19 protein-coding genes are annotated in these 18,956 nt (G+C 62.5%); 10 read left to right on the plus strand and 9 right to left on the minus strand.

Annotation, left to right across the window (positions count from 1 at the left end; all coding sequences use genetic code 11):
* Positions 1–26: 26 nt before the first annotated feature.
* The gene (locus tag ACIQUB_RS28660; protein WP_402934588.1) at positions 27–1,085 is read right to left on the minus strand and encodes a Gfo/Idh/MocA family protein; all 1,059 of its coding nucleotides are present in this window, start codon (positions 1,083–1,085) and stop codon (positions 27–29) included.
* A gap of 17 nt (positions 1,086–1,102) precedes the next feature.
* Positions 1,103–2,593: a GMC oxidoreductase gene (locus ACIQUB_RS28665; RefSeq protein ID WP_402934591.1), complete on the minus strand. Its 1,491-nt coding sequence runs from the start codon at positions 2,591–2,593 to the stop codon at positions 1,103–1,105.
* Between the two features lie 128 nt (positions 2,594–2,721).
* On the opposite strand from ACIQUB_RS28665, the gene ACIQUB_RS28670 reads away from it, so the two are divergent.
* The 3 genes from ACIQUB_RS28670 to ACIQUB_RS28680 all read left to right on the plus strand — a co-directional run bounded on the left by ACIQUB_RS28670 (position 2,722) and on the right by ACIQUB_RS28680 (position 4,362).
* Positions 2,722–3,603: a sugar phosphate isomerase/epimerase family protein gene (locus ACIQUB_RS28670; RefSeq protein WP_402934594.1), complete on the plus strand. Its 882-nt coding sequence runs from the start codon at positions 2,722–2,724 to the stop codon at positions 3,601–3,603.
* 82 nt (positions 3,604–3,685) lie between these two features.
* Complete coding sequence (locus ACIQUB_RS28675) at positions 3,686–3,940, plus strand: hypothetical protein (protein WP_402934597.1); 255 nt, start codon at positions 3,686–3,688, stop codon at positions 3,938–3,940.
* A complete protein-coding gene (locus tag ACIQUB_RS28680) occupies positions 3,937–4,362 on the plus strand; it encodes a hypothetical protein (protein ID WP_402934600.1) in 426 nt (141 codons plus the stop codon). Before ACIQUB_RS28675 ends, ACIQUB_RS28680 begins: the two co-directional genes overlap by 4 nt.
* A 5-nt stretch (positions 4,363–4,367) precedes the next feature.
* On the opposite strand, the gene ACIQUB_RS28685 is transcribed toward ACIQUB_RS28680, so the two are convergent.
* Together ACIQUB_RS28685 and ACIQUB_RS28690 are read right to left on the minus strand one after the other, a co-directional pair.
* On the minus strand, positions 4,368–5,243 hold the full coding sequence (locus ACIQUB_RS28685; protein WP_402934602.1) for a sugar phosphate isomerase/epimerase family protein: 876 nt from the start codon (positions 5,241–5,243) through the stop codon (positions 4,368–4,370).
* An 85-nt stretch (positions 5,244–5,328) separates the two neighbouring features.
* Complete coding sequence (locus ACIQUB_RS28690) at positions 5,329–6,156, minus strand: LuxR C-terminal-related transcriptional regulator (RefSeq protein ID WP_402934605.1); 828 nt, start codon at positions 6,154–6,156, stop codon at positions 5,329–5,331.
* Positions 6,157–6,342: 186 nt separating this feature from the next.
* Between ACIQUB_RS28690 and ACIQUB_RS28695 the strand changes: the two genes are divergently transcribed.
* The 6 genes from ACIQUB_RS28695 (at position 6,343) to ACIQUB_RS28720 (ending at position 12,196) form a co-directional block, all read left to right on the plus strand.
* On the plus strand, positions 6,343–7,440 hold the full coding sequence (locus tag ACIQUB_RS28695) for an ABC transporter ATP-binding protein (protein WP_402934608.1): 1,098 nt from the start codon (positions 6,343–6,345) through the stop codon (positions 7,438–7,440).
* 23 nt (positions 7,441–7,463) lie between these two features.
* Positions 7,464–8,627 (plus strand): PotD/PotF family extracellular solute-binding protein, encoded by a 1,164-nt coding sequence (locus tag ACIQUB_RS28700; protein ID WP_402934611.1) that lies wholly within the window; start codon positions 7,464–7,466, stop codon positions 8,625–8,627.
* A gap of 86 nt (positions 8,628–8,713) precedes the next feature.
* Complete coding sequence (locus tag ACIQUB_RS28705) at positions 8,714–9,580, plus strand: ABC transporter permease (RefSeq protein WP_113176720.1); 867 nt, start codon at positions 8,714–8,716, stop codon at positions 9,578–9,580.
* Entirely contained in the window at positions 9,580–10,407 is an 828-nt protein-coding gene (locus ACIQUB_RS28710; protein WP_402934615.1) for an ABC transporter permease, read from the plus strand. The genes ACIQUB_RS28705 and ACIQUB_RS28710 overlap by 1 nt, the downstream gene beginning before the upstream one ends.
* Positions 10,404–11,165, plus strand: coding sequence for an SDR family NAD(P)-dependent oxidoreductase (locus ACIQUB_RS28715; protein WP_402934618.1), 762 nt, complete (start codon positions 10,404–10,406; stop codon positions 11,163–11,165). The genes ACIQUB_RS28710 and ACIQUB_RS28715 overlap by 4 nt, the downstream gene beginning before the upstream one ends.
* 125 nt (positions 11,166–11,290) lie before the next feature.
* Entirely contained in the window at positions 11,291–12,196 is a 906-nt protein-coding gene (locus ACIQUB_RS28720; RefSeq protein ID WP_402934641.1) for a DMT family transporter, read from the plus strand.
* Positions 12,197–12,200: 4 nt separating this feature from the next.
* On the opposite strand, the gene ACIQUB_RS28725 is transcribed toward ACIQUB_RS28720, so the two are convergent.
* The 5 genes from ACIQUB_RS28725 to ACIQUB_RS28745 form a co-directional block, all read right to left on the minus strand.
* Positions 12,201–12,983, minus strand: coding sequence for a sulfite exporter TauE/SafE family protein (locus ACIQUB_RS28725; protein ID WP_402934621.1), 783 nt, complete (start codon positions 12,981–12,983; stop codon positions 12,201–12,203).
* 4 nt (positions 12,984–12,987) lie between these two features.
* A complete protein-coding gene (locus ACIQUB_RS28730) occupies positions 12,988–13,866 on the minus strand; it encodes an MBL fold metallo-hydrolase (RefSeq protein WP_402934624.1) in 879 nt (292 codons plus the stop codon).
* The gene (locus ACIQUB_RS28735) at positions 13,853–15,346 is read right to left on the minus strand and encodes an aminotransferase class V-fold PLP-dependent enzyme (RefSeq protein WP_402934627.1); all 1,494 of its coding nucleotides are present in this window, start codon (positions 15,344–15,346) and stop codon (positions 13,853–13,855) included. Before ACIQUB_RS28735 ends, ACIQUB_RS28730 begins: the two co-directional genes overlap by 14 nt.
* Before the next feature lie 307 nt (positions 15,347–15,653).
* Positions 15,654–15,872, minus strand: coding sequence for a hypothetical protein (locus tag ACIQUB_RS28740; RefSeq protein WP_018901692.1), 219 nt, complete (start codon positions 15,870–15,872; stop codon positions 15,654–15,656).
* 26 nt (positions 15,873–15,898) lie between these two features.
* Positions 15,899–17,839: a hypothetical protein gene (locus tag ACIQUB_RS28745; RefSeq protein WP_402934632.1), complete on the minus strand. Its 1,941-nt coding sequence runs from the start codon at positions 17,837–17,839 to the stop codon at positions 15,899–15,901.
* Positions 17,840–18,069: 230 nt separating this feature from the next.
* Between ACIQUB_RS28745 and ACIQUB_RS28750 the strand changes: the two genes are divergently transcribed.
* Positions 18,070–18,783 carry a TfuA-like protein gene (locus tag ACIQUB_RS28750; protein ID WP_402934635.1) on the plus strand — a complete coding sequence of 238 codons (714 nt, stop codon included), beginning with the start codon at positions 18,070–18,072 and terminating at the stop codon, positions 18,781–18,783.
* Positions 18,784–18,956: the final 173 nt, after the last annotated feature.

Below are 18,956 nucleotides of genomic sequence, written 5' to 3' on the forward strand. Positions count from 1 at the left end.
TGAGCCGGCCGTCAGTCTTCGAGGCGTCAGAGCTTGACGGCCTGGCCAGTGCGCACGCTTTCATCCGCCGCAAGGCAGATCTTCAGCGAGGTGACGGCGTCGTCCATATGGCGGGTGAGGTCGAGATCTTCCGTTATGGCGCGATAGACGAAATCCTGCTCGCGGTCACACAGCATCTGGTGGTCGGGCTCGTCGTGCATGTCGAGCCAGTCGTCGGACCGAGCGAAAGCGCCCTTAGCATCCGTCCCGGCGTGGTGGACGCGCAGGCGCGATGTCTTGGTGTGGGCGTCGAGGCTGGCGGAGCTTGCGCCTTCATCCATGACGATCGAGACCGAGCCGTTGGGCGAGATCACGTCTTTGACGAAGAAGGCCGTCTCCGACATCATCGGACCCCAGCCGGCCTCGTACCAGCCGACGCTGCCATCCTCGAACAGCACCTGGAAGTGGCCGTAATTATACATGCCCTTGGGCAGGCCCTGCGCCAGCCCGACGCCCATGCCGCGCACTTCGACCGGCTTGGAATCGGTGATCTGGCACATGACGTCGACATAATGCACGCCGCAATCGACGATCGGTGAGGTCGTCTGCATGATGGAGCGGTGAATGTCCCATGCGGCACCGCTCGATTGCTGATTGAGGTTCATGCGGAACACGTAGGGACCGCCGAGGCTGCGCGATTCGGCGATCATGCGCATCCACGAGGGATGATGACGCAGGATATAGCCGATGACGAGCTTGCGGCCATTGGCCTTGGCGGCGGCGACGACGCGCTCCGCATCCGCGACATTAGCGGCCAGCGGCTTTTCGACGAAGACGTGCGCGCCGCTTTCAAGGGCAGCGACCGCCATGTCGGCATGGGTGTTGGTGTGCGTGGCGACGGAGACGACGTCGGGCGAGAATTCCGCGAGCGCGGCGGCATAGTCGTTACGCAGCGGATAGCCGGAGAGCTCTTCCGGCAGCGTCGGTGTCGAGCGGTTGACGAGGCCGACGATCTCGAAGCCGGGATGCGCATGGTAGGCGAGCGCGTGGCTCTTGCCCATCTGGCCGAGGCCGACCACAAGGACTTTAAGCTTTGGATTTGTCATGACATTCGCCTCGTTTTTCAGGCCGCCGTCCGGCGCGCTTCGGCAATCGCGCGAGCACCGATGCTGGCTAGGGCGACCGAGAACAGGGTGGGATTGGTCGCGGTTGCGGTGGGAATGACGCCGTTGCCGGCGACGTAGAGATTGTCGAAGCCCCAGACCTTCGACGTCTTGTCGCAGACGCTGGTGCCATCGTCGGCCTCACCCATGCGGATGGTGCCCTGGAAGTGGAGCGACGAGCCCACCGGCTGCACGAAGGTGGCGAAGCCCGGAGCGGGCTGGCCGATGATGTTGGAAATCTTCACCGCGAGGCTCTTCGCGTCTTCGAGGCGCGCCTTGTCGCCTTCCGACTGACGCCACTGGATCGAGATGGCGGGCAGGCCGAGCCAGTCGGTGCGGGTGTCGTCGAAGGTGACGCGGTTGTCGGGGCTGATATCGGAGGAAACGAAGACGCCCATGCCGATCGGCTGTCCCAGAATGTCGCCCGAACGCGGCATGCTGTGCAGGCTGGCAGGCGCAATGGTGACCGAGTAGGGGAGTTCCTTGGTGGCCGGAATCCAGTTCATGGCCTTCATCGGCACATCGGTATCCATCTCGGAAATCTGCGAGACGATGTAGTGGTCGTTGAGGTTGCGGCCGAGCGCTTCCGGGCGGATGCCGGATGCGTAGAGAAGCTGCGGCGAATGGAGCGCGTCGCAGGCGACGACGACGGTTCCGGCGTTGACCACGAAAGTGTCGCCGGAACCCGTGCCGGCAAGCTCGACGCCGGTGACGGTCTTGCCGTCGTGGATGACGCGGCGGCAGGCCGTCTCCTTCAGGATGGAGAAGCGCTCGGCCGGCTCATCGACGAGATCGCCAAGCACGACGTCGGTGCCGTGATAGTGCAGGCCGTCGGGGCCGGGCGTGGCTGCGAGCGGCATCGGCTGGACGAAGCGGTCAGGCGTGCGGCCCGCGTTGAAGACGGCGCCGAGGCGTTCGCGAAGCGCAATGGCAGCGGGATCGCCGGCATTCGGATCGGTGTTGGTGCCGAGAAGCTTGGCGGAAGTAGCAAGTGCTGCCTGCATCTCGCCGGCTGGGATGAAGGGCACGAGCTCGATTTCCGACGGCACCGGCGTGCCGGTCGACCATTTTGTGCCCATGCCGCCGACATTGGCGGCCGAGAAGCCGGCGAACAGGTTTTCGTCCTGCGGGTCGCCGTCATTGGCGATGAACAGGCCCGAGCGGCGCAGCAGCGAGCCATCGAAACCACCGGCGCGGCGCGCTTCCCACTCTTCCTTGTTGATCGGCATGCGCGGGCTGCGGTCGCCGCCCTGGGCGAGGACTTCGAGCGCGCCGCGCTCGTCGAGATCGGCAACGTTGTCGAGATGTGCGCCTGTCTTCGGCAGGATCTGCGGTCCGGCCTCCACCATCACAATGCGCGCTTCGGGCCAGTTGTTGCGAACGACCCGGGCATAGGCCGAGCCAGTCGGACCGGTTCCCACAATGACGACGTCTGCGGACTTTATTACCATTCCTGCATGCTCCATGCACTTCATCTCTTTGATAACAAACAAGGATGTATCGCGGTGATTGTCAATCTCGATATTGACAGTCTCAACCGCGTTTCCGATGGTGGCGCCACTGATTGCGAGGAGTCCCCATGAAGTTCGGTTTGAGTTCCTACAGTTTCCGCCCGCTGATGTTGGATGGTTCGATGCAGATCGAGGACCTGTTCACCTGGCTCAGGGACAATGGCGGCGAGCACCTCGAGCTGGCGACGCTGTCGATCGCGCCAGGTGGCGACGACCTGAACTACGAGCTGATCAAGGATGAGGACAGCATCGAGCGCCTGCGCAAGTCATCCGCCGAGACCGGTATTCCGCTGTCGGGCCTCTGCATCGCCGGAAACTTCATCGGCGACGACCGACGGGCGCAAATCGACCGGGTAAAACGCTATGTCGAGCTTTGCGACCGCCTCGGCGTCCGCTTCCTGCGCCACGATGTCGTGCCGTGGTCGCTGCGGGCGACGAATGCCGCGCAGTTCGAAACGGCCTTCCCAATGATTGTCGACGGCTGCCGCGAGGTGGCCGACCATGCGGAGCGCCTTGGCGTCATCGCCAGCGTCGAGGATCACGGTTTCTTCATGAACTCCAGCGAGCGCGTCAAACGCCTGCTGAACGCTGTCGACAGCCCGAACTTCAAGATGACGCTCGATGTCGGCAACTTCCTCTGCGTCGACGAGAACCCGGTGACCGGCACGCGCGCGTCGATCGCGCATGCGAGCTTCGTGCACATCAAGGATTTCTACGTGCGCGCCGAGAGCCCGGGGCCGGGCTGGCTGGAGACGCTCAACGGGCAGTTTATCCGCGGCTCCGTCTTCGGCTTCGGCGACCTGCCGGTGAAGTCGATGCTGAAGAGCGTTGTGGATTCGGGTTACGACGGCTTCGTCTCGCTGGAATACGAAGGCAACGAACCGACGCTCTATGGCTGCCAGACCGGCCTTGCCAACGCCCGCAGGTTGTTTGCCGAAATCAAGGGCTGAAGCTGCGGGCGATGATCGGCGCGCCGCTTGACGAAATGTGTAAAATACGTATTTTACACATTGATGGGGAGACCAATGCGTCATGGCTCAAGCTTTGAAAGTGTCTGCGACCGAGTTCGCTCGTAAATTCACGACTTTCAGGGAGCGCGTGCAGTCGGAGGGGGTCATCGAGATCACCGCTCATGATCGCACGATCGGGGGCTTCCTGTCCGCCGCGGAACTTAGCCACTATCACGACATGGTAAGGCGTGAGCGCGAGGTGATACGGGTCAGCGACATGGATGACGAAACCATGGCGTTGATCATGAACTCCGAGTACGGAAAAGTTTCCGAGTGAGTTACCCGACGCCGGTTGCGGGCCTCGTCATCCGATACAATTACCTGTGGGACAAGGAAAAGAGCGAAGGTTTCGCTTTGGGCAGCAAGGACCGGCCTTGTGCCATTGTCGTGTACCACTCCCGGACCAATGACACGATTGTCGTGCCGATCACGCATTCACCACCCGAGCTTGGCGAGGAGGACCTCTCGATCGAGGTTCCGCCGGAACTTCGCAGCCAACTCGGCCTCGATGACGACGCCAACTGGATTCGCGTCAGCGAGGTCAATCGGTTCGAGTGGCCGGGTATCCATCTCAGGACGCTACCGTCCGATCCCAGCCGCTATCATTATGGTATGATCCCGCCTGAACTCTTCGAGCTGATCAAGGCCAAACTTCATGAGACGATGAAGAGGGGGCGGGTGGCTTTGGCCAAGCGCTAGAGAAATCAGGCCGGTGCGATCAACGCGGATATACGATCGACTCGCTCCTTGATCGCGGCCAGCCGATGACGATCGCCGCCGGGTACCTCGACGGAAGCCCAGCCGGAATAGCCGACTTCGGCGAGCGCGCGGTTGACCGCCGCCCAATCGCAGTCGCCATCGCCAATCTCGACCTCGAAGCCCTTCCACGGACCCTCGCTGTTCATCTTGTCGAGGCTGTATTCCTTGACGTCGATCTTGAGGATGCGGTGGCCGAGTGCCTCGATCCAGTCGGCGGGGCGGCCATAGCGCAGCACGTTGCCGACATCGAAATACCAACCGACCTTCGGATGATTGCAGGCATCGACGAAAGCGGCGGCCTCGAGCGGGCTGAGCAGGAACTCGTTCCACACGTTTTCGAGCGCGATCGAGACACCGGTCTTTTCTGCGTGAGGAGTGATCTTGGCGATTTCCTCCAGCGCGCGGGTATAGGCGGTCTTGTAGCTCGTCGGGCTGTTGCGAACGACGCCGGGCACTAGGAGCACTGTGTCGGCGCCGTAGAGCTTGGCATCGTCAAGCGCGGCAATCATCGAGTCCACGCAAGCCTGGCGGACCGCGGGATCGGCATCGGTCAGCGGGGTCTTCCAATGCATGGAGTTGACGAGACCCGGAATGGCCACGCCGGTCTTGTCGCGGGCATCGAGCACCTCGCGCGACGGCAGGTCGTTGGGGGAGTCGAGCTCGACGCCATCGAAGCCGAGGTCGCGCAGCAGCTGGAATTTTTCGAGAATGGACAGACCGTCCTCTTCGATCATCGACCATTTCAGGCTGATCTTCGCCAGCGGGCGAGGGGACTGCGATACTTTATGGGAAGGCGAGGCGGCGGGATTGGTCATGCTCATGTCTTTGTCTGGAAAATGGATGCGCGCGGCGCACTATGTCATTGAAGTCGCAAGCCATCAACGCCTGTTATGGTGAGCACGCTTTCTACTGGCTGAGCCCACCGAACGCCTTGAGATAGATCGCCAGCAGTTGCGTTTGCGAGGAGATCCCGAGTTTGCGGTAGACGTTGCGGCGGTGCACTTTCACGGTGCCGGTTGAGATGTTCAGCTTGAGCCCCACCGATTCCGAAGAGTGCCCTTGCAGCACCAGATCGACGATGGCGGTCTCGCGGCTGGTGAGGTTCAGATCCTGCCACACGGCGTCGGCGGGCTGGATCTCGACCTTGTCTTCGCCACGCTTGCGCGTGCGCCGCCTCGTCGATTGCGCCTGGCCATCGAAGCGCTCGGCGAGCCCGGCGAAATAGTGCTGCGTCAGCCGGGTGACGAGCGGCTCGGCCTTCTTCAGCAGGGCGATCTCCGCCGGCGGAAAGACGCCGGTCGCTTCCCGGCGCATCAGTGACAGGACGACGGTAATGTCGTCATCCTGTTCCACGAAGAAGCCGATCTCTTCGGCGAGGCCCGTCTGCACATAGTAGGTCCGGTAATATTCGCTGGAGAAAAAGCGGTCCGGCACGAGCTCGCGCATGCGGAAAACGCCGCTGCGGCGCGCGCGGGCGGTGTGGTAGAAAGGATCAAGCAGATAGGGGCCGGCCTGATAGAGCGTGACGAAGATGATGTGCTCCTTCGGATCGAAGGTGCTGTAGAGATCGATCGGCCTTTCCTTGCCGCGATAGGCGAAGACGACGACGTAGTCGAAGCGCACAAGGGATGCCATCATCTGGCGAAAGGTCTCGCCGAATTCGGCATCGCTCATGACGGGCTTGCCGACGGTGGCCTTGAAGGCCTGCAACAGCGCCTCCAGATCCATGCTCATGCCGAAAACCTCCCCATCGGGCCGCGGATATCCGCATACCCCTGTATATACCTTCCACGAAGCCGCAAGGCCTTAAATACCACTCTTGGGGTATATACCGTCAGGGAAGGGCGGGCTTAGTCTTTTCCCAACGCCGGTGGCAAAAGGCAGCGTAGACTGCCGCCAAACCAACCGCAGGGAACAGACGTGGCATCCGCTTCGACGAACGATATCGAATTCCGTTCGGTCACCAAGAATTATGGCTCCGTGACCGCCGTAACGGACATCAACCTCAATGTGCCCAAGGGCGCATTCCTGGCGCTGCTCGGGCCATCGGGCTGCGGCAAGACGACATGCCTGCGCATGATCGGCGGCTTCGAGCAGCCAAGCGACGGCACGGTGCTGATCGACGGGCGCGAGATGAACGGCGTGCCGGCCTATCGGCGGCCGGTGAACATGGTGTTTCAGCACTACGCCTTGTTTCCGCACTTCAACGTCGAGCAGAACGTTGCCTACGGGCTGCGGCAGATGCGGCCGAAGATCGCTGCCGCCGAGATCAACCGTCGCGTCGGCGAAGCGCTCGAAATGGTCCGCCTCGGCGGCTTCGCCAAACGCCGTATTCAGGAGATGTCCGGTGGCCAGCAGCAGCGCGTGGCGCTGGCGCGCGCCATCGTCAACCGCCCCTCGGTGCTGCTGCTCGATGAGCCGCTGGCCGCGCTCGACAAGAAGCTGCGGTCGGCCATGCAGATCGAGTTGCAGACGCTGCAGCGCGAGCTCGGGATTACCTTCGTTCTGGTCACGCACGATCAGGAAGAGGCGCTGTCGATGGCCGATATCGTCTGCGTCATGAGCGCAGGGCGCATCCGCCAGCTCGGCTCGCCGCAGGAGGTCTACGACCGGCCGGCGGATCTCTTCGTTGCCGATTTCGTCGGCAAGACCAACCGCGTCGATGCAATGGTCGAGACGGATGGCCGGACGCTCAGACTGGGCGACGGTTCGGCGCTGCCTGTTTCGGCGGGGCAGGGCGTTTTGTCCGGCCAGGCCATTGTCGCGATCCGCCCGGAAGCGATCAGGCTCACCCGCGTTCAGGCGGGCGGCGGTGCAAGCTTTAAGGGAACGGTCACGCACCGCATCTTCCTGGGATCTTCGGCGGAATATGCCGTGGCGGTGCCCGGGCTCGGCGACTTCCTGGTCACGGCCGATCGTCGTGACAGCCAAAGCGATCTCGTCGAACCCGGCGAGACGGTCTTCCTCGGCTTCGATCCGGCCGGGGCGCATGTTTTTCCAGCTTCCAATGCAGCATAAAACCACAAAAAGGGAACAGCATCATGAGCAAGGACTACAAGGATAATCTCCCCATTTCCGCCGAAGGATTCATGGACGAGTTCATGCGCCTGAAGCGCGGCTCCATCAGCCGCCGTCACTTCCTCGGCATCACCGGCCTCGGCCTCGCCACCGCCGTGATGTCGCGTTTCCCTGGCGCGCTGTCGACGCCCGCCTATGCCGCCGGCGAACTCGGCACGCAGATGTCGATCGCCACCTGGCCGAACTACCACGACCCCGCGACCTTCGAAAACTTCAAGGCCGCCACGGGCGTTGCCGTCGAGGTCAACGTCTTCGGCTCCAACGAGGAAATGCTGGCCAAGCTCCAGGCCGGCGCATCGGGCTGGTCGCTCTTCGTGCCGACCAACTACACGATCTCGACCCACCACAAGCTCGGCCTGATCGATGAGCTCGATCTCTCGAAGATCCCGAACTTCAGCCAGACGGCCGAGAACCCGCGCTTCACCAAGGAAGGCCAGATCGACGGCAAGACCTACGCCGTGCCGAAGAACTGGGGCACGACCGGCTTCTCGGTCAATACCTCGAAGATCAAGACCAAGCTCACCAGCTGGAAGGATTTCTTCGAGATCGCCCAGACCGAGGCCGATGGCCGCGCCATGGTGCACGACTACCAGCTGACAACGATCGGCAGCGCGCTTGTGTCGCTCGGCTACGACTTCAACTCGATCAAGGCCGACGAGCTCGCCAAGGCCGAAGATCTGCTGATCAAGGTCAAGCCGCATCTCTTCGCCATCAACAGCGACTACCAACCCGGCATGCGCGCCGGTGACGCCTGGATGACCATGTGCTGGACCAATGACGGCGCACAGCTCAACCGCGACATGCCGGAGCTTGCCTTCGTTCTCGGCAAGGACGGCGGTGAGATCTGGACGGATTACTACGCGATCCCGAAGGATGCGCCGAACAAGGCCGCCGGCTACGCGCTGCTCAACTACCTCATGGACCCCGCCAACGCCGCCAAGGAGCACATCGCCAATGGCGCGCCGGCTACCGACAGCCGCGTTATCGCGCTGCTGCCGCAGGAGATCACCTCCAACAAGATCGTCTATCCGGATGAAGCTTCGCTGACGCCTCTGGAATTCGGCGCCGCCGTGACGCTCACCGACCCGAGCCGCGCCGAACTGATGGCGCGCTTCAAGTCGGCCTGATCCATCGCCAAGGCACGTCGCCCTTAAAGGAGGCGTGCCTTGCATCGATCACACTGCCCCTTTCGCGAACGCTTCTCTGGACCAAGATGACCCTGACACCGGACACCAAGAAACGCCTTGTTACCGCCGCGCTGGTCGCGCCGGCGAGCGCCTGGCTGTTTATCTTCCTGGTGCTGCCCTTCATCGCCATCGTGGTGTTCTCCTTCGGCGAGCGGGCGCCGGAAGGGGGCTATCAGGCGGCCTTCACCTTCGCGCAGTTCGCCAATCTCGGCTCGCGCGCCGCTGCCTTCAAGAACACGCTGGTGCTGGCGCCGATCGGCGCCTTCGCCTGCCTGCTCGTCGCCTATCCCGTGGCCTATTATCTGGCCGTGAAAGCGAGCCCACGGCACCGCCTGCTTCTGGTTTCGCTGGTCGTGGTGCCGTTCTGGACCAGCCTGCTCGTGCGCACCTATGCCTGGATGTATATTTTGGGTGCGCGCGGCATTCCGCATCTGCTCGAATTCGTCGGCATCGAGAATGTCAGACTTTTGAACACGCCCGGCGCCGTTTTGCTCGGCATCGTCTACGGCTATCTGCCGCTGATGATCATGCCGATCTATGTCAGCCTCGAAAAGCTCGACCGCCGTCTGCTGGAGGCCTCGGCCGACCTCGGCGCCAAGCCGCTCTCGACCTTTTTCGGCATAACCCTGCCGCTCTCGCTTCCCGGCGTGATGACCGGGGTGGCGCTCGTCACCATCCTTCTGCTTGGCGAATATCTGATCCCGCAGCTGCTTGGCGGCGGCAAGGTCTTCTTCATCGGCAACGCGCTCGTCGATCTCTTCCTGCAGTCGCGAAACTGGCCCTTCGGCTCCGCGATCGCGGTTACGCTGGTGGTTGTCGTCGTCATCGTGCTGCTTGTCGCCATGCGCATCGCATGGCGCGTCGCCGGCACCCGACAGGTGGATCTCGTCTGATGCGCAGCCTCGTCACCGCCGTCTATCTGTTTCTCTATACGCCGATCGCGCTGGTCGTGCTGTTTTCGTTCAATGCCGGGCGCAACGCATCGGATTTCACCGGCTTTTCCACGCAGTGGTATGGCAAGGCGCTGTCGAATACCTTCCTGATGCAGGCGCTTGAGAACAGCCTGATCATCGCGTTCACCAGCGCGACGCTGGCGGCGATCTTCGGGACGATGGCGGCGATCGGCATGGAGCGGCTTGGCCCCAAAGCCCGCGCAGTGTTCGATGGTCTCTTCGCCGCGGCGATCGTCGTTCCGGGTGTGGTCATCGGCATTGCGACGCTGGTCGCATTGGTCGAGGTCTTCGGTATCCTCAATCCTCTGCTCGCCACCGTCTGGCCGGGCGAGCAGCCACCCAGGCTCCAGCTTGGCTTCGGCTCGATTATTGCAGCACACGGGCTGTTCACGATGGCGCTGGTGACGATGATCGTGAAAGCCAGGATCGCCAGCCTCGGCCGCGACATCGTCGAGGCATCGAGCGATCTTTACGCCACGCCGCTCACCACATTTCGCGAGATCGTCCTGCCGCAGATCCTGCCGTCTATCCTCGCAGGGTTCCTGCTCGCCTTCACCTTCTCGTTCGACGACTTCATTATCGCCTTCTTCGTCGCCGGCTCCAACACCACGCTGCCGATCTATGTCTTCGCGTCGATCCGCCGTGGCGTGACGCCAGAGATCAATGCGATCGCAACCATGGTGCTGGTCGCCTCGCTCGCGATGATCCTGATCGCACGGTTCCTGATGCGTGAAAAACAACAAAAGACATTAGGGGAAACACCATGATTCTCGCCAACCGCGTTGCAATCGTCACCGGTGCCGGTTCCGGCATCGGCAGGGCAGGGGCTTCGATCATGGCGCGGGAAGGCGCCCATGTCGTTGTCGCCGATGTCGACTTCATGAATGCCGACGAGACCGTCCGGGAGATCGTTGCAGCCGGCGGCAGCGCCGAGCCCCTGGTGCTCGATGTCACGGACGACAGGGCTCTGGAAGACGGCATATCTGCGATTGCCAGCAGGCACGGACGCATCGACATCCTGCACAACCATGCAGGCGCGCAGGTGGCGGGCGATCTTGAGCAGGTCGCGATAGAGGGCTTCGACAAGTCCTGGGCCTTGAACGTACGCGCCCATTTCATGGCCGCCCGGCTGGTGATGCCGCTGATGACACGGGCGGGCAAGGGCGTCATCCTCAACACCTCGTCGTCCTCGGGCGTTCTCTACGATCGCGAAATGATCGCCTACACCACGACCAAACACGCGGTCATCGCGATGACCCGGCAGATGGCCGGCGACTATGCGAAGTTCGGTGTGCGCGTAAACGCGCTATGCCCCGGTTGGGTCGACACGCCGTTCAACGAGCCGTTCATCGCGCAGATGGGCGGGAGAGATGCGATCGAGAGTTACATCGCCGAGAAGGTGCCGCTTGGACGATGGGCAGATGTTTCCGAGATCGCTGAGCCCATCCTGTTTCTCGTCTCAGACCGCTCGTCCTACATGACCGGGCAGATTCTGGTCGTCGACGGCGGCGAAACCGTCGTTTGACGCGGGTGTCGAAATAAACTTCGAAATAGATCGGATTCAAACGATTCCGTGGCTTGAGCAATCGGATGGGCTGGACTAGTCCCTTGGCTGAAGCGACAGCGGAGAATACGACAATTTCCAACAGCATCAGCCCCAAGCTGCAGGGTTACATCTTCACCTTGGCTGCGGTTTTCATCTTCGCCGTCCAGGACAGCTTTTCGAAGTATCTCGGTGAGCGATACTCGCCGATCCTGATCACCATGATCCGCTTCTGGGCGTTCGCGGCTTTCGTGATGCTGCTGGCGATGCGCAAGCCCGGTGGTGTGCGTGGCGCCTTCGTGACGAAACATCCGCTGATGCAGGTGATGCGCGGCGTGCTGCTGGTCGCGGAGATCGCGCTCTTCGTGTTCGGCCTGGCACATACCGGGCTTGCGATCACGCAGGCCATCTTCCAGTCGACGCCGCTGATCGTGACCATCCTGTCGATCCCGTTCCTTGGGGAAAGCGTCGGCTGGCGGCGGTGGCTTGCCGTTGTCGCCGGGCTCTTCGGCGTACTGTTAATCATCAACCCGACCGGCGGCGCCTTCAGCCTCTATCTTCTGCTGCCGCTCGCCTGCGCGACCATGTTCGCGGCATATAGCGTCGCCACCAGGGCGGTGAGCCGCAACGATTCGACCTTTACCAGCCTGGCCTATACCGCCGTCGGCGGCGCGGTTGCGATCTCGCTGCTCGGTCCCTTCTACTGGACACCGATCGCCGTCTCGGACTGGCCGATGGTCGCCGCACTCTGCGTCTGCGGCACGGTCAGCCACTATTGCCTGATTCGTGCATACGATTCCCTGCAAGCCTCCGAGGTGCAGCCGCTCGCCTACCTCCAGCTCGTGGTGGGCGCGGTGATTGCGGTGATGTTCTTCGGGGAGACGCTGAGCTGGAACATGCTGTTCGGCTCGGCGATCGTGGTCGGCGCCGGCCTCTTCACCATGTGGCGGGAGCATCGCGCGCAGTCCAAGAACAATCCGGCCTCCGGCTCGGGGATCGCCGAGCGACCATAAACGGCTAAAGCGCGATGTAGCTGCGCCACAGCACATAAAGGCTGACGGCGAAGATGACGCCGCGGAAGATCGTGGCCAGCGTGTTGCGCCGGTCCGCGAGCCGCGTCGCCGCGATCGTTCCGACGATGCCGCCGCCGATGCCGCCTGTTATGAAATAGCCGGCAGTTGCCCAGTCGACCAAACCTGAGGTCGCATAATTGGCGGCGGTGGTCAGGCCGAAGGTGCCGACGGCCATGAGCGAGGTGCCGACGGCGTTGATGAGGGGCATGCCTGTTGCGAGCAGCAGCGCCGGAACGATCAGGAAGCCGCCGCCGATGCCGAAGAAGCCCGAGAACATACCCGTCAGCAACGCGATCGCGGTCGTCTTGCCGTGCACCGCCATGGTCAACGAGTGGGCGGTGACGTCAGGGGCGGTGCGGGTCTTTCGCATCGCGAAACTGACGAACATCATCAGCAGGCCGAACATGAAGAGCAGCTTCTGGCCGTCGACGAGCTTGCCCAGGCTCGAACCCAGATAGGCGCCGAGCGCGCCGGCGGCCGCGAAGATCAGCGCGCAGCGCCACCAGACGTGGCCCTTGGCGGCGTGGCCCGCGAGGTTGAGATAGGCATTGGCGGAGACGGCAAGCGCGCCGGTTCCGATCGCGGTGTGCACGTCGCGCATGCCCACGGCATACATCAGAAGAGGCGTTGCGAGGATGGAGCCGCCGCCGCCGATCAGGCCCAGCGTGCAGCCGACCAGCGAGCCGGAGCCGAGCGCGAAAAGGACATGCTGGAGCGGTCCATCCACGGCGTCATCTCCCCCAGACTGATCCGGGCAGGGCGTCGAGCGGGACCTTCAGGTAACGCCGGCCGTCGGCCTCAGGCTCCGGCAGCGCGCCGCCGCGGATATTGACCTGCAGCGCATGCAAGATGAGCTTCGGCATCGGCAAGGTCCGGTCGCGGGCTTCCCGGATTTCGATGAACGCGGCGCGCGAACGGCCCGCGACATGCGGGTTCTTTTGCTTCTGTTCGGCAACCGAGCTTTCCCACAGGACCTCGCGTCCGCCGGGCATATAGTCGTGGCCGGTGAAGAGCCGGGTCTGGTCGGGGAGATCCAGAATGCGCTCGATCGACGTCCACAGGCTGTCGGCGCTGCCGCCTGGAAAATCCGCCCGCGCCGAGCCGCTATCGGGCATGAAGAGCGTGTCGTGGATGAAGGCGGCGTCGCCGATGATATAGCTGATCGACGCCAGCGTGTGACCGGGCGAATGCATTACGCGGACTTCGAGATCACCGATCCTGAACGTGTCGCCGTCGGAAAACAGCCGGTCCCATTGCGATCCGTCGCAGGCGAGGTCGGGCCAGTTGTAGATTTCTCTCCAGATCCGCTGCACCTGCACGACATGCTCGCCGATCGCTGTCGGCACGCCGGTGCGTTTTTTGAGGTAGGAGGCAGCGGAGAAATGGTCGGCATGCGGATGCGTGTCGAGGATCCACTCGAGCGTCAGGTCATGGCGCGCGATGTGGTCGAGCAGCCGGTCGGCATTCGTCGTTGCCGTCGAGCCCGACTTCTCGTCGAAATCGAGCACGGGGTCGATGATGACGCATTTGCGGGTGGTCGGGCAGGAAACCACATACTGGATGCTGCCGGTGCGCACATCGTGAAAGCCGGCGACCTCAGGCTGCTGCATAAACGGTGCTCTCCGTTGCCGCCACACGCGGGAAGAAGATCGCCCGGCTCGGATCGAAGTCGTAATCCCCCTCAAAAGCGGTCGCATCGGCGGCGATCTGCGCGACGGAGTCGAGAATGAAACGGACCTTCTCGTCATCGAGCAGGACGCTGAAATTCAACCTGATGAAACCAGGCTTCATGATCTCGTCGCCGGACAGAATGGCCTGCCGGATCGCCTCGGACTGCTGATCGTCAATCGAAAGCAGCCGGTGGACATAAGGCCCGGCGCAGGCGCAGCCGCCGCGCGCCTGGATGCCGAAGCGGTCGCTCAGCATGCGCGTGATCAGCTGCTGGTGGACATAGTCGCCCTTGCCGTCCTTCACGCGGAACGAAAAGATCGGTAGACGGTCCGGGCCAGGCAGGCCGAGGATTTCCAGCCGCTCGACCTGTTCCCAGGCGCTGAAGGCGCGCTTAGCAAGCGCATGATTGCGCTCGGCCATCGCCTGCGCGCCGATCGCGTCCTTGACGATGAAGGCAAGCGCCGCCCTGATATCACCGACGACATTCGGCGTGCCGGCTTCCTCGCGGGCTTCGAGGCTGTCGCTATAGTCATGCGTCGTGGGCGACACGAACTTCACCGTGCCGCCGCCCGGCCAGGAAGGCTTGGTTGCCGAGACAGCGTCGCGCCGCACGATCAGGATGCCGGAAGCGCCGGGGCCGCCGATGAACTTGTGCGGAGAAATGACGATGGCGTCGATCTCGACATCGGGCGCCGGTGACATGGCGATCGGCACATAGGGGCCGGCGCCGGCGTAATCCCAGATCATCCTGGCGCCGGAGGCCTTGACGATGCCGGTGATCCTGGCGACGTCGCTGGTGATGCCGGTGATGTTGGAGGCGGCCGAGAGGGTGCAGATCGTGAGGTCCGCGTCGCTGTCGCGCAGTGCTGCTTCGAGCAGACCAAGGTCAGGGCCGCCGGATGCCTGCTCGGCGATCTCGACGATCTCCGCGCCGCTCTCGCGCCAGGGCAGGATGTTGGAGTGATGCTCGTAGGGGCCGATGACGACGCGCACGCGCTTGCCTGACGCAATCGCGTCCGTCACGCCGAACAGCGAGACCAGCCGGTTGATGCCCGCCGTCGCGCCGGAGCCGGTGAAGATGACGGCGTGATCAGCACTCGCGCCGCAGAAGCCGCCGATCAACCCGCGGGCTTCGCGACGCATGCGGGTCATGAAGCCTCCGCAGTAGGAGGCCTCGGTGTGGCTGTTGGCGTAATAGGGGAGAACCTCTTCGAGAACGAAGCGCTCGACCTGGTGCAACGCCCGGCCCGACGCGACATAGTCGGCGTAGACGAGGCTCTTTTCGCCATAGGGACCGGATATCTTCGCTTTCGCTCCGACCAGCCCGTCGCGAAGAGCGGCGATGACATCCGCACCTGCGAGACCGTCGCGGAATGTCGACAATGCTGTGTGCGCTGGGGCGAGGCGAGGGGTTTCCACGGTCTTTCTCCTTGCTGGGGATGGCGACGTGGATTGTAATCTGGAACGGGCCGAGCAAACTCACCTGATTTTAGGCGGAATTGTCTGAATCTGGGTCAAATGATCCAATTAAATTGAGTTTATAGCCTATTTTGATATGGCTATGCCAATGGACTCGATTTGGCTGAGCCAAAACGGCGGCGATTCAGAATGACGGATTGCCGGAGAAGGGGATACCGCACTCCCATAAATAACGCGCGCGACAAAGCCGACGCCTTGCGCAATACAAGGCGCCGACCGAATGAAAGACTCGGATTCTTGGTCCGGACTAGCCTTCGTAGTGCCCGGACGCGGCTTCCTTGGCGGACTTCACGACGACGGCAAAATTGACGTCCTTCGTGATCGACGTGCCGCTCTTGCGGAGATCGGCGACCTCCTTGAGCTTGCTGCCGGCCGGTGGATCAAGCGGGGTGACGGTTCCGGCGCGGAGATCGGCGACCCAAAGACCTTCTTCGCCGGTGATGCTGATGACAACGACTGCGCTCATGTTCTCTTTCCCTCTAAGATGAACTGTTAAAAGCCTGCCTTCTTGAGGCCCTCTCGGTAGAGGTCCTTATGCCATTGCTCCTTGCTGGGCACTGCAGCCAGCCAGGTATCGACGTCGAAATTCGGGTTTGCCTCGCGCACGCGTCGCACGAGGATGCGTGCCTTGTCGGCATGCCCCATCATCGCCCAGCTGGCTGCCGCCAGGCGATCCGCGAGGCTCGGGTCGGACATCTGGCCGATGTAATCGATCGACGATCCGAATTCGCCGAGCGCGTAGTTGGCGCCGGCCGCCGTCCAGAGGTACATGTCCGGCGTCAGCGGGTTGAGCTCGATCGCCCGTTCGATCTTCTGCAGCGCCATGCTCGGTCGCGAGCAGTGTACCAGCGTGTCGGCGTGGTCGGCGATGACGTCGGCGTAGTGCGGCGCCAGCGCTTCGGCCACTTCCATCGCCTCGGCGCTCTCGTCGAAATCGCCCTGCAGAAGCTTGGCGACCCCGAATTCGCGGTAGCCATCGGCGAAGTCCGAGCGTTTCTCGATCGCCTGTCGCGAGAGGTTCTCCGCCTGCTTCAAGAGCTCGATATCGCCGCGCGCGGTGAGCAGCCACTCCTTGGAATAGGTGCGCCCCATGGCGCTCAGCGCCGGCGCGAAATCGGGGCTGGCGGCAAGCGCTGCCTTCATTTCCTTGCGCGCACGGCGGAGATTGGGAAGCGTCATGCGCGCCATGTCGCGCTTGCCGACGAGATAGCGGTGATAGGCCACCGGATTGAGCTCGATATCGGCGCGCTGCTCCTCATGGCGGGCGATCTCGCGCGAGACGGAGAGGGCGATCTGGCGGGAGATCGCGCGCTTGTCGCGCAACAGATCGAGGCGGTGGAGCCCGAAGCGCTCGGCCCAGAGAACCTGGGCGTCATCGACGAAGATCAGTTGCGCAAAAAGCGTCACGTCGTCCCCGCCACCGCTAATGCGTGTCTCCAGCACATAGTTGACGGCTTGTCGCTCGAAGAAGGCGGCCTGCGTTTCTACATTGTGGCCGACCTGGACCGCGGAGTAGGGGGCGATCACCCGCAGGCTGTTGAACGCGCAGAAGCCGATGGTGATGTCCTCGATCAGCGACGAGGCGATGAGGCCCGCATCAGGGCTGACCGATTGGTTGCTGGGTGGAAGCAGGACGAGACGCGGGATCGCATGGGCTATGCTGCCTGCCTCGACCGACAAGCCGGCGGCCGCGCCATTGCGCGAAGGCGCTCTCGCTTCAGCCGCAACCTTGGCGCTGCCGATACTCTTGTCGGATGCCGAGAACTTGGCGCCGCGCTCGATCGAACCGCGCCGCTTGGCGAAATAATTCTGAAGCGATTCAACGTCTTGCTCGGCATTGAAGATCTTCAGCAATAACTGCAGCGTTTCCGGATCCTGCGGCTCGGAACGGAAGAGGATGACCGCTGCCTTGCGCAACACTTCCGCGTCTTCGCGAGTCTGAGCCTCGCCATGCGCCTCTCTCAGCGTGCGTTCGAGAAGCTCGACATGCCGGTTACCCTCATCGACGACCCAGCTTTTGAACTCCCGGCTCTGGATCTTGACCGAGCCGAGGAAGGGCTGATCGAGCAGCTTGACCAGCCGCCGCAGCCGCGCGAACGGCGCTGACGCCTCGTCTTCCCGAATGAGCTGAATGTCCGACGTCAGCAGCGCGCGATCGATCGAGATCGTGCTGCCCTCGAAGGATACGAAGCTGGAACCGAGGTCGCTCTGATACGCCTTCAGCCGGGAGAGCAGCTTCCGCAACGTCGTGTCGGATGCGCCGTTATCCGTCTCGCCCCACAGGAAGCGGGCGATCGTGGTTCGATAGGCCGATCCTTCGTCGAGCGTCAGCAGGTAGGCAAGCAGCAACAGCCCCTTCTCGGGCAAGGCAATGACGCTGCCATCCTCGCCGGCCAACCGCAGCTTTCCAAAGGTCTCCAGAACGAACGTCATTTCACCCCTGATAAGCCTGGTTTCCGTGGGCGCCGCCTTCATCCCAACAGGCAGTTTGTCACGATGCGCGCCGACATTCAACAGCTGCATTCGCACTTGCGAGACGCAAAGGTTGTACTATCCTCGCGCTCGGAAGCGTTCACTTTCAGCTTCTCACACTCCGCATTTGCAAGTGAATGCGCAAAACAACGTATGGTCTTTTGGGCGCGCGAGACAAGATCGGGATAAAGATGCGAGTGATCTTTGCCGGACCAACGCTCTTTGGTGCGGATCTGCCGCCCAGCGCGGATTATGAGCTGCGTCCGCCCGCAAGGCAGGGCGACGTCTACCGGGCGATCATGGATGGCGCAAACGTCATCGGCCTGATCGACGGCATCTACGAACATGTGCCGGCCATCTGGCACAAGGAGATCCTGTTCGGGCTGTCGCGAGGGGTGCACATGTTCGGCGCCGCGAGCATGGGCGCCTTGCGCGCGGCGGAGTGCGCCTCCTTCGGAATGATCGGCATTGGTGAAATTTACCAGGGTTTCGCATCGGGCACGCTGGAAGATGATTCCGATGTCGCGCAATCGCATGCGCCGGCGGAAATGGGATACCTTCCGCTCAGCGAGCCGCTGGTCAACGTTCGCGCGACATTGTCGCGGTGTCTGGAGCTTGGCTTGGTCACCCGAGCGGAACATGACGCTCTGCAGGCCGTTGCCCAAGACATGTTCTTCAAGGAGCGCAGCTATCGCCGGCTGGTGCGGCGGGCGCTGCAGGATACGCAGCGCGGGGAGCGCGTCCTAAACCTTCTTTGCGAGAACAACGTCAATCTGAAGCTCCAAGACGCCAAGCTTTTGATCGAGAGCGTCTCGAAGACCCCGGATGAACGGTTTGCGCCGACCTTCGCATGGACATTTCAGGCGACCGATTTTTGGAATGCGGAGTTTCCGGACTGGCGGTAACAGCTACAGGCTACACAGATGCCGCAGGTGACTGGAATGTCGTTGCACTTCATCCTTGAATCCACCCCCGTGCACCACATGTCAAAGCTGAATAGGGCTGCGACGTTGTCAGCCATTTAGAAACGCGACACTGGCTGCTGGGATCAGCTCCCGATCCGACCGGCTGGCCGGGG

The sequence above is a fragment of the Rhizobium sp. NPDC090275 genome, assembly GCF_044772225.1.
GTDB lineage: Bacteria > Pseudomonadota > Alphaproteobacteria > Rhizobiales > Rhizobiaceae > Rhizobium.

Bases quoted from the DNA above. Each gene is read 5' to 3' on its own strand.
- ACIQUB_RS28705 (WP_113176720.1), top strand. From the start codon at position 8,714: ATGACCCTGACACCGGACACCAAGAAACGCCTTGTTACCGCCGCGCTG.
- ACIQUB_RS28665 (WP_402934591.1), bottom strand. From the start codon at position 2,593: ATGGTAATAAAGTCCGCAGACGTCGTCATTGTGGGAACCGGTCCGACT.
- ACIQUB_RS28660 (WP_402934588.1), bottom strand. From the start codon at position 1,085: ATGACAAATCCAAAGCTTAAAGTCCTTGTGGTCGGCCTCGGCCAGATG.
- ACIQUB_RS28675 (WP_402934597.1), top strand. From the start codon at position 3,686: ATGGCTCAAGCTTTGAAAGTGTCTGCGACCGAGTTCGCTCGTAAATTC.
- ACIQUB_RS28670 (WP_402934594.1), top strand. From the start codon at position 2,722: ATGAAGTTCGGTTTGAGTTCCTACAGTTTCCGCCCGCTGATGTTGGAT.
- ACIQUB_RS28740 (WP_018901692.1), bottom strand. From the start codon at position 15,872: ATGAGCGCAGTCGTTGTCATCAGCATCACCGGCGAAGAAGGTCTTTGG.
- ACIQUB_RS28715 (WP_402934618.1), top strand. From the start codon at position 10,404: ATGATTCTCGCCAACCGCGTTGCAATCGTCACCGGTGCCGGTTCCGGC.
- ACIQUB_RS28690 (WP_402934605.1), bottom strand. From the start codon at position 6,156: ATGAGCATGGATCTGGAGGCGCTGTTGCAGGCCTTCAAGGCCACCGTC.
- ACIQUB_RS28750 (WP_402934635.1), top strand. From the start codon at position 18,070: ATGCGAGTGATCTTTGCCGGACCAACGCTCTTTGGTGCGGATCTGCCG.
- ACIQUB_RS28685 (WP_402934602.1), bottom strand. From the start codon at position 5,243: ATGAGCATGACCAATCCCGCCGCCTCGCCTTCCCATAAAGTATCGCAG.
- ACIQUB_RS28710 (WP_402934615.1), top strand. From the start codon at position 9,580: ATGCGCAGCCTCGTCACCGCCGTCTATCTGTTTCTCTATACGCCGATC.
- ACIQUB_RS28700 (WP_402934611.1), top strand. From the start codon at position 7,464: ATGAGCAAGGACTACAAGGATAATCTCCCCATTTCCGCCGAAGGATTC.
- ACIQUB_RS28730 (WP_402934624.1), bottom strand. From the start codon at position 13,866: ATGCAGCAGCCTGAGGTCGCCGGCTTTCACGATGTGCGCACCGGCAGC.
- ACIQUB_RS28745 (WP_402934632.1), bottom strand. From the start codon at position 17,839: ATGACGTTCGTTCTGGAGACCTTTGGAAAGCTGCGGTTGGCCGGCGAG.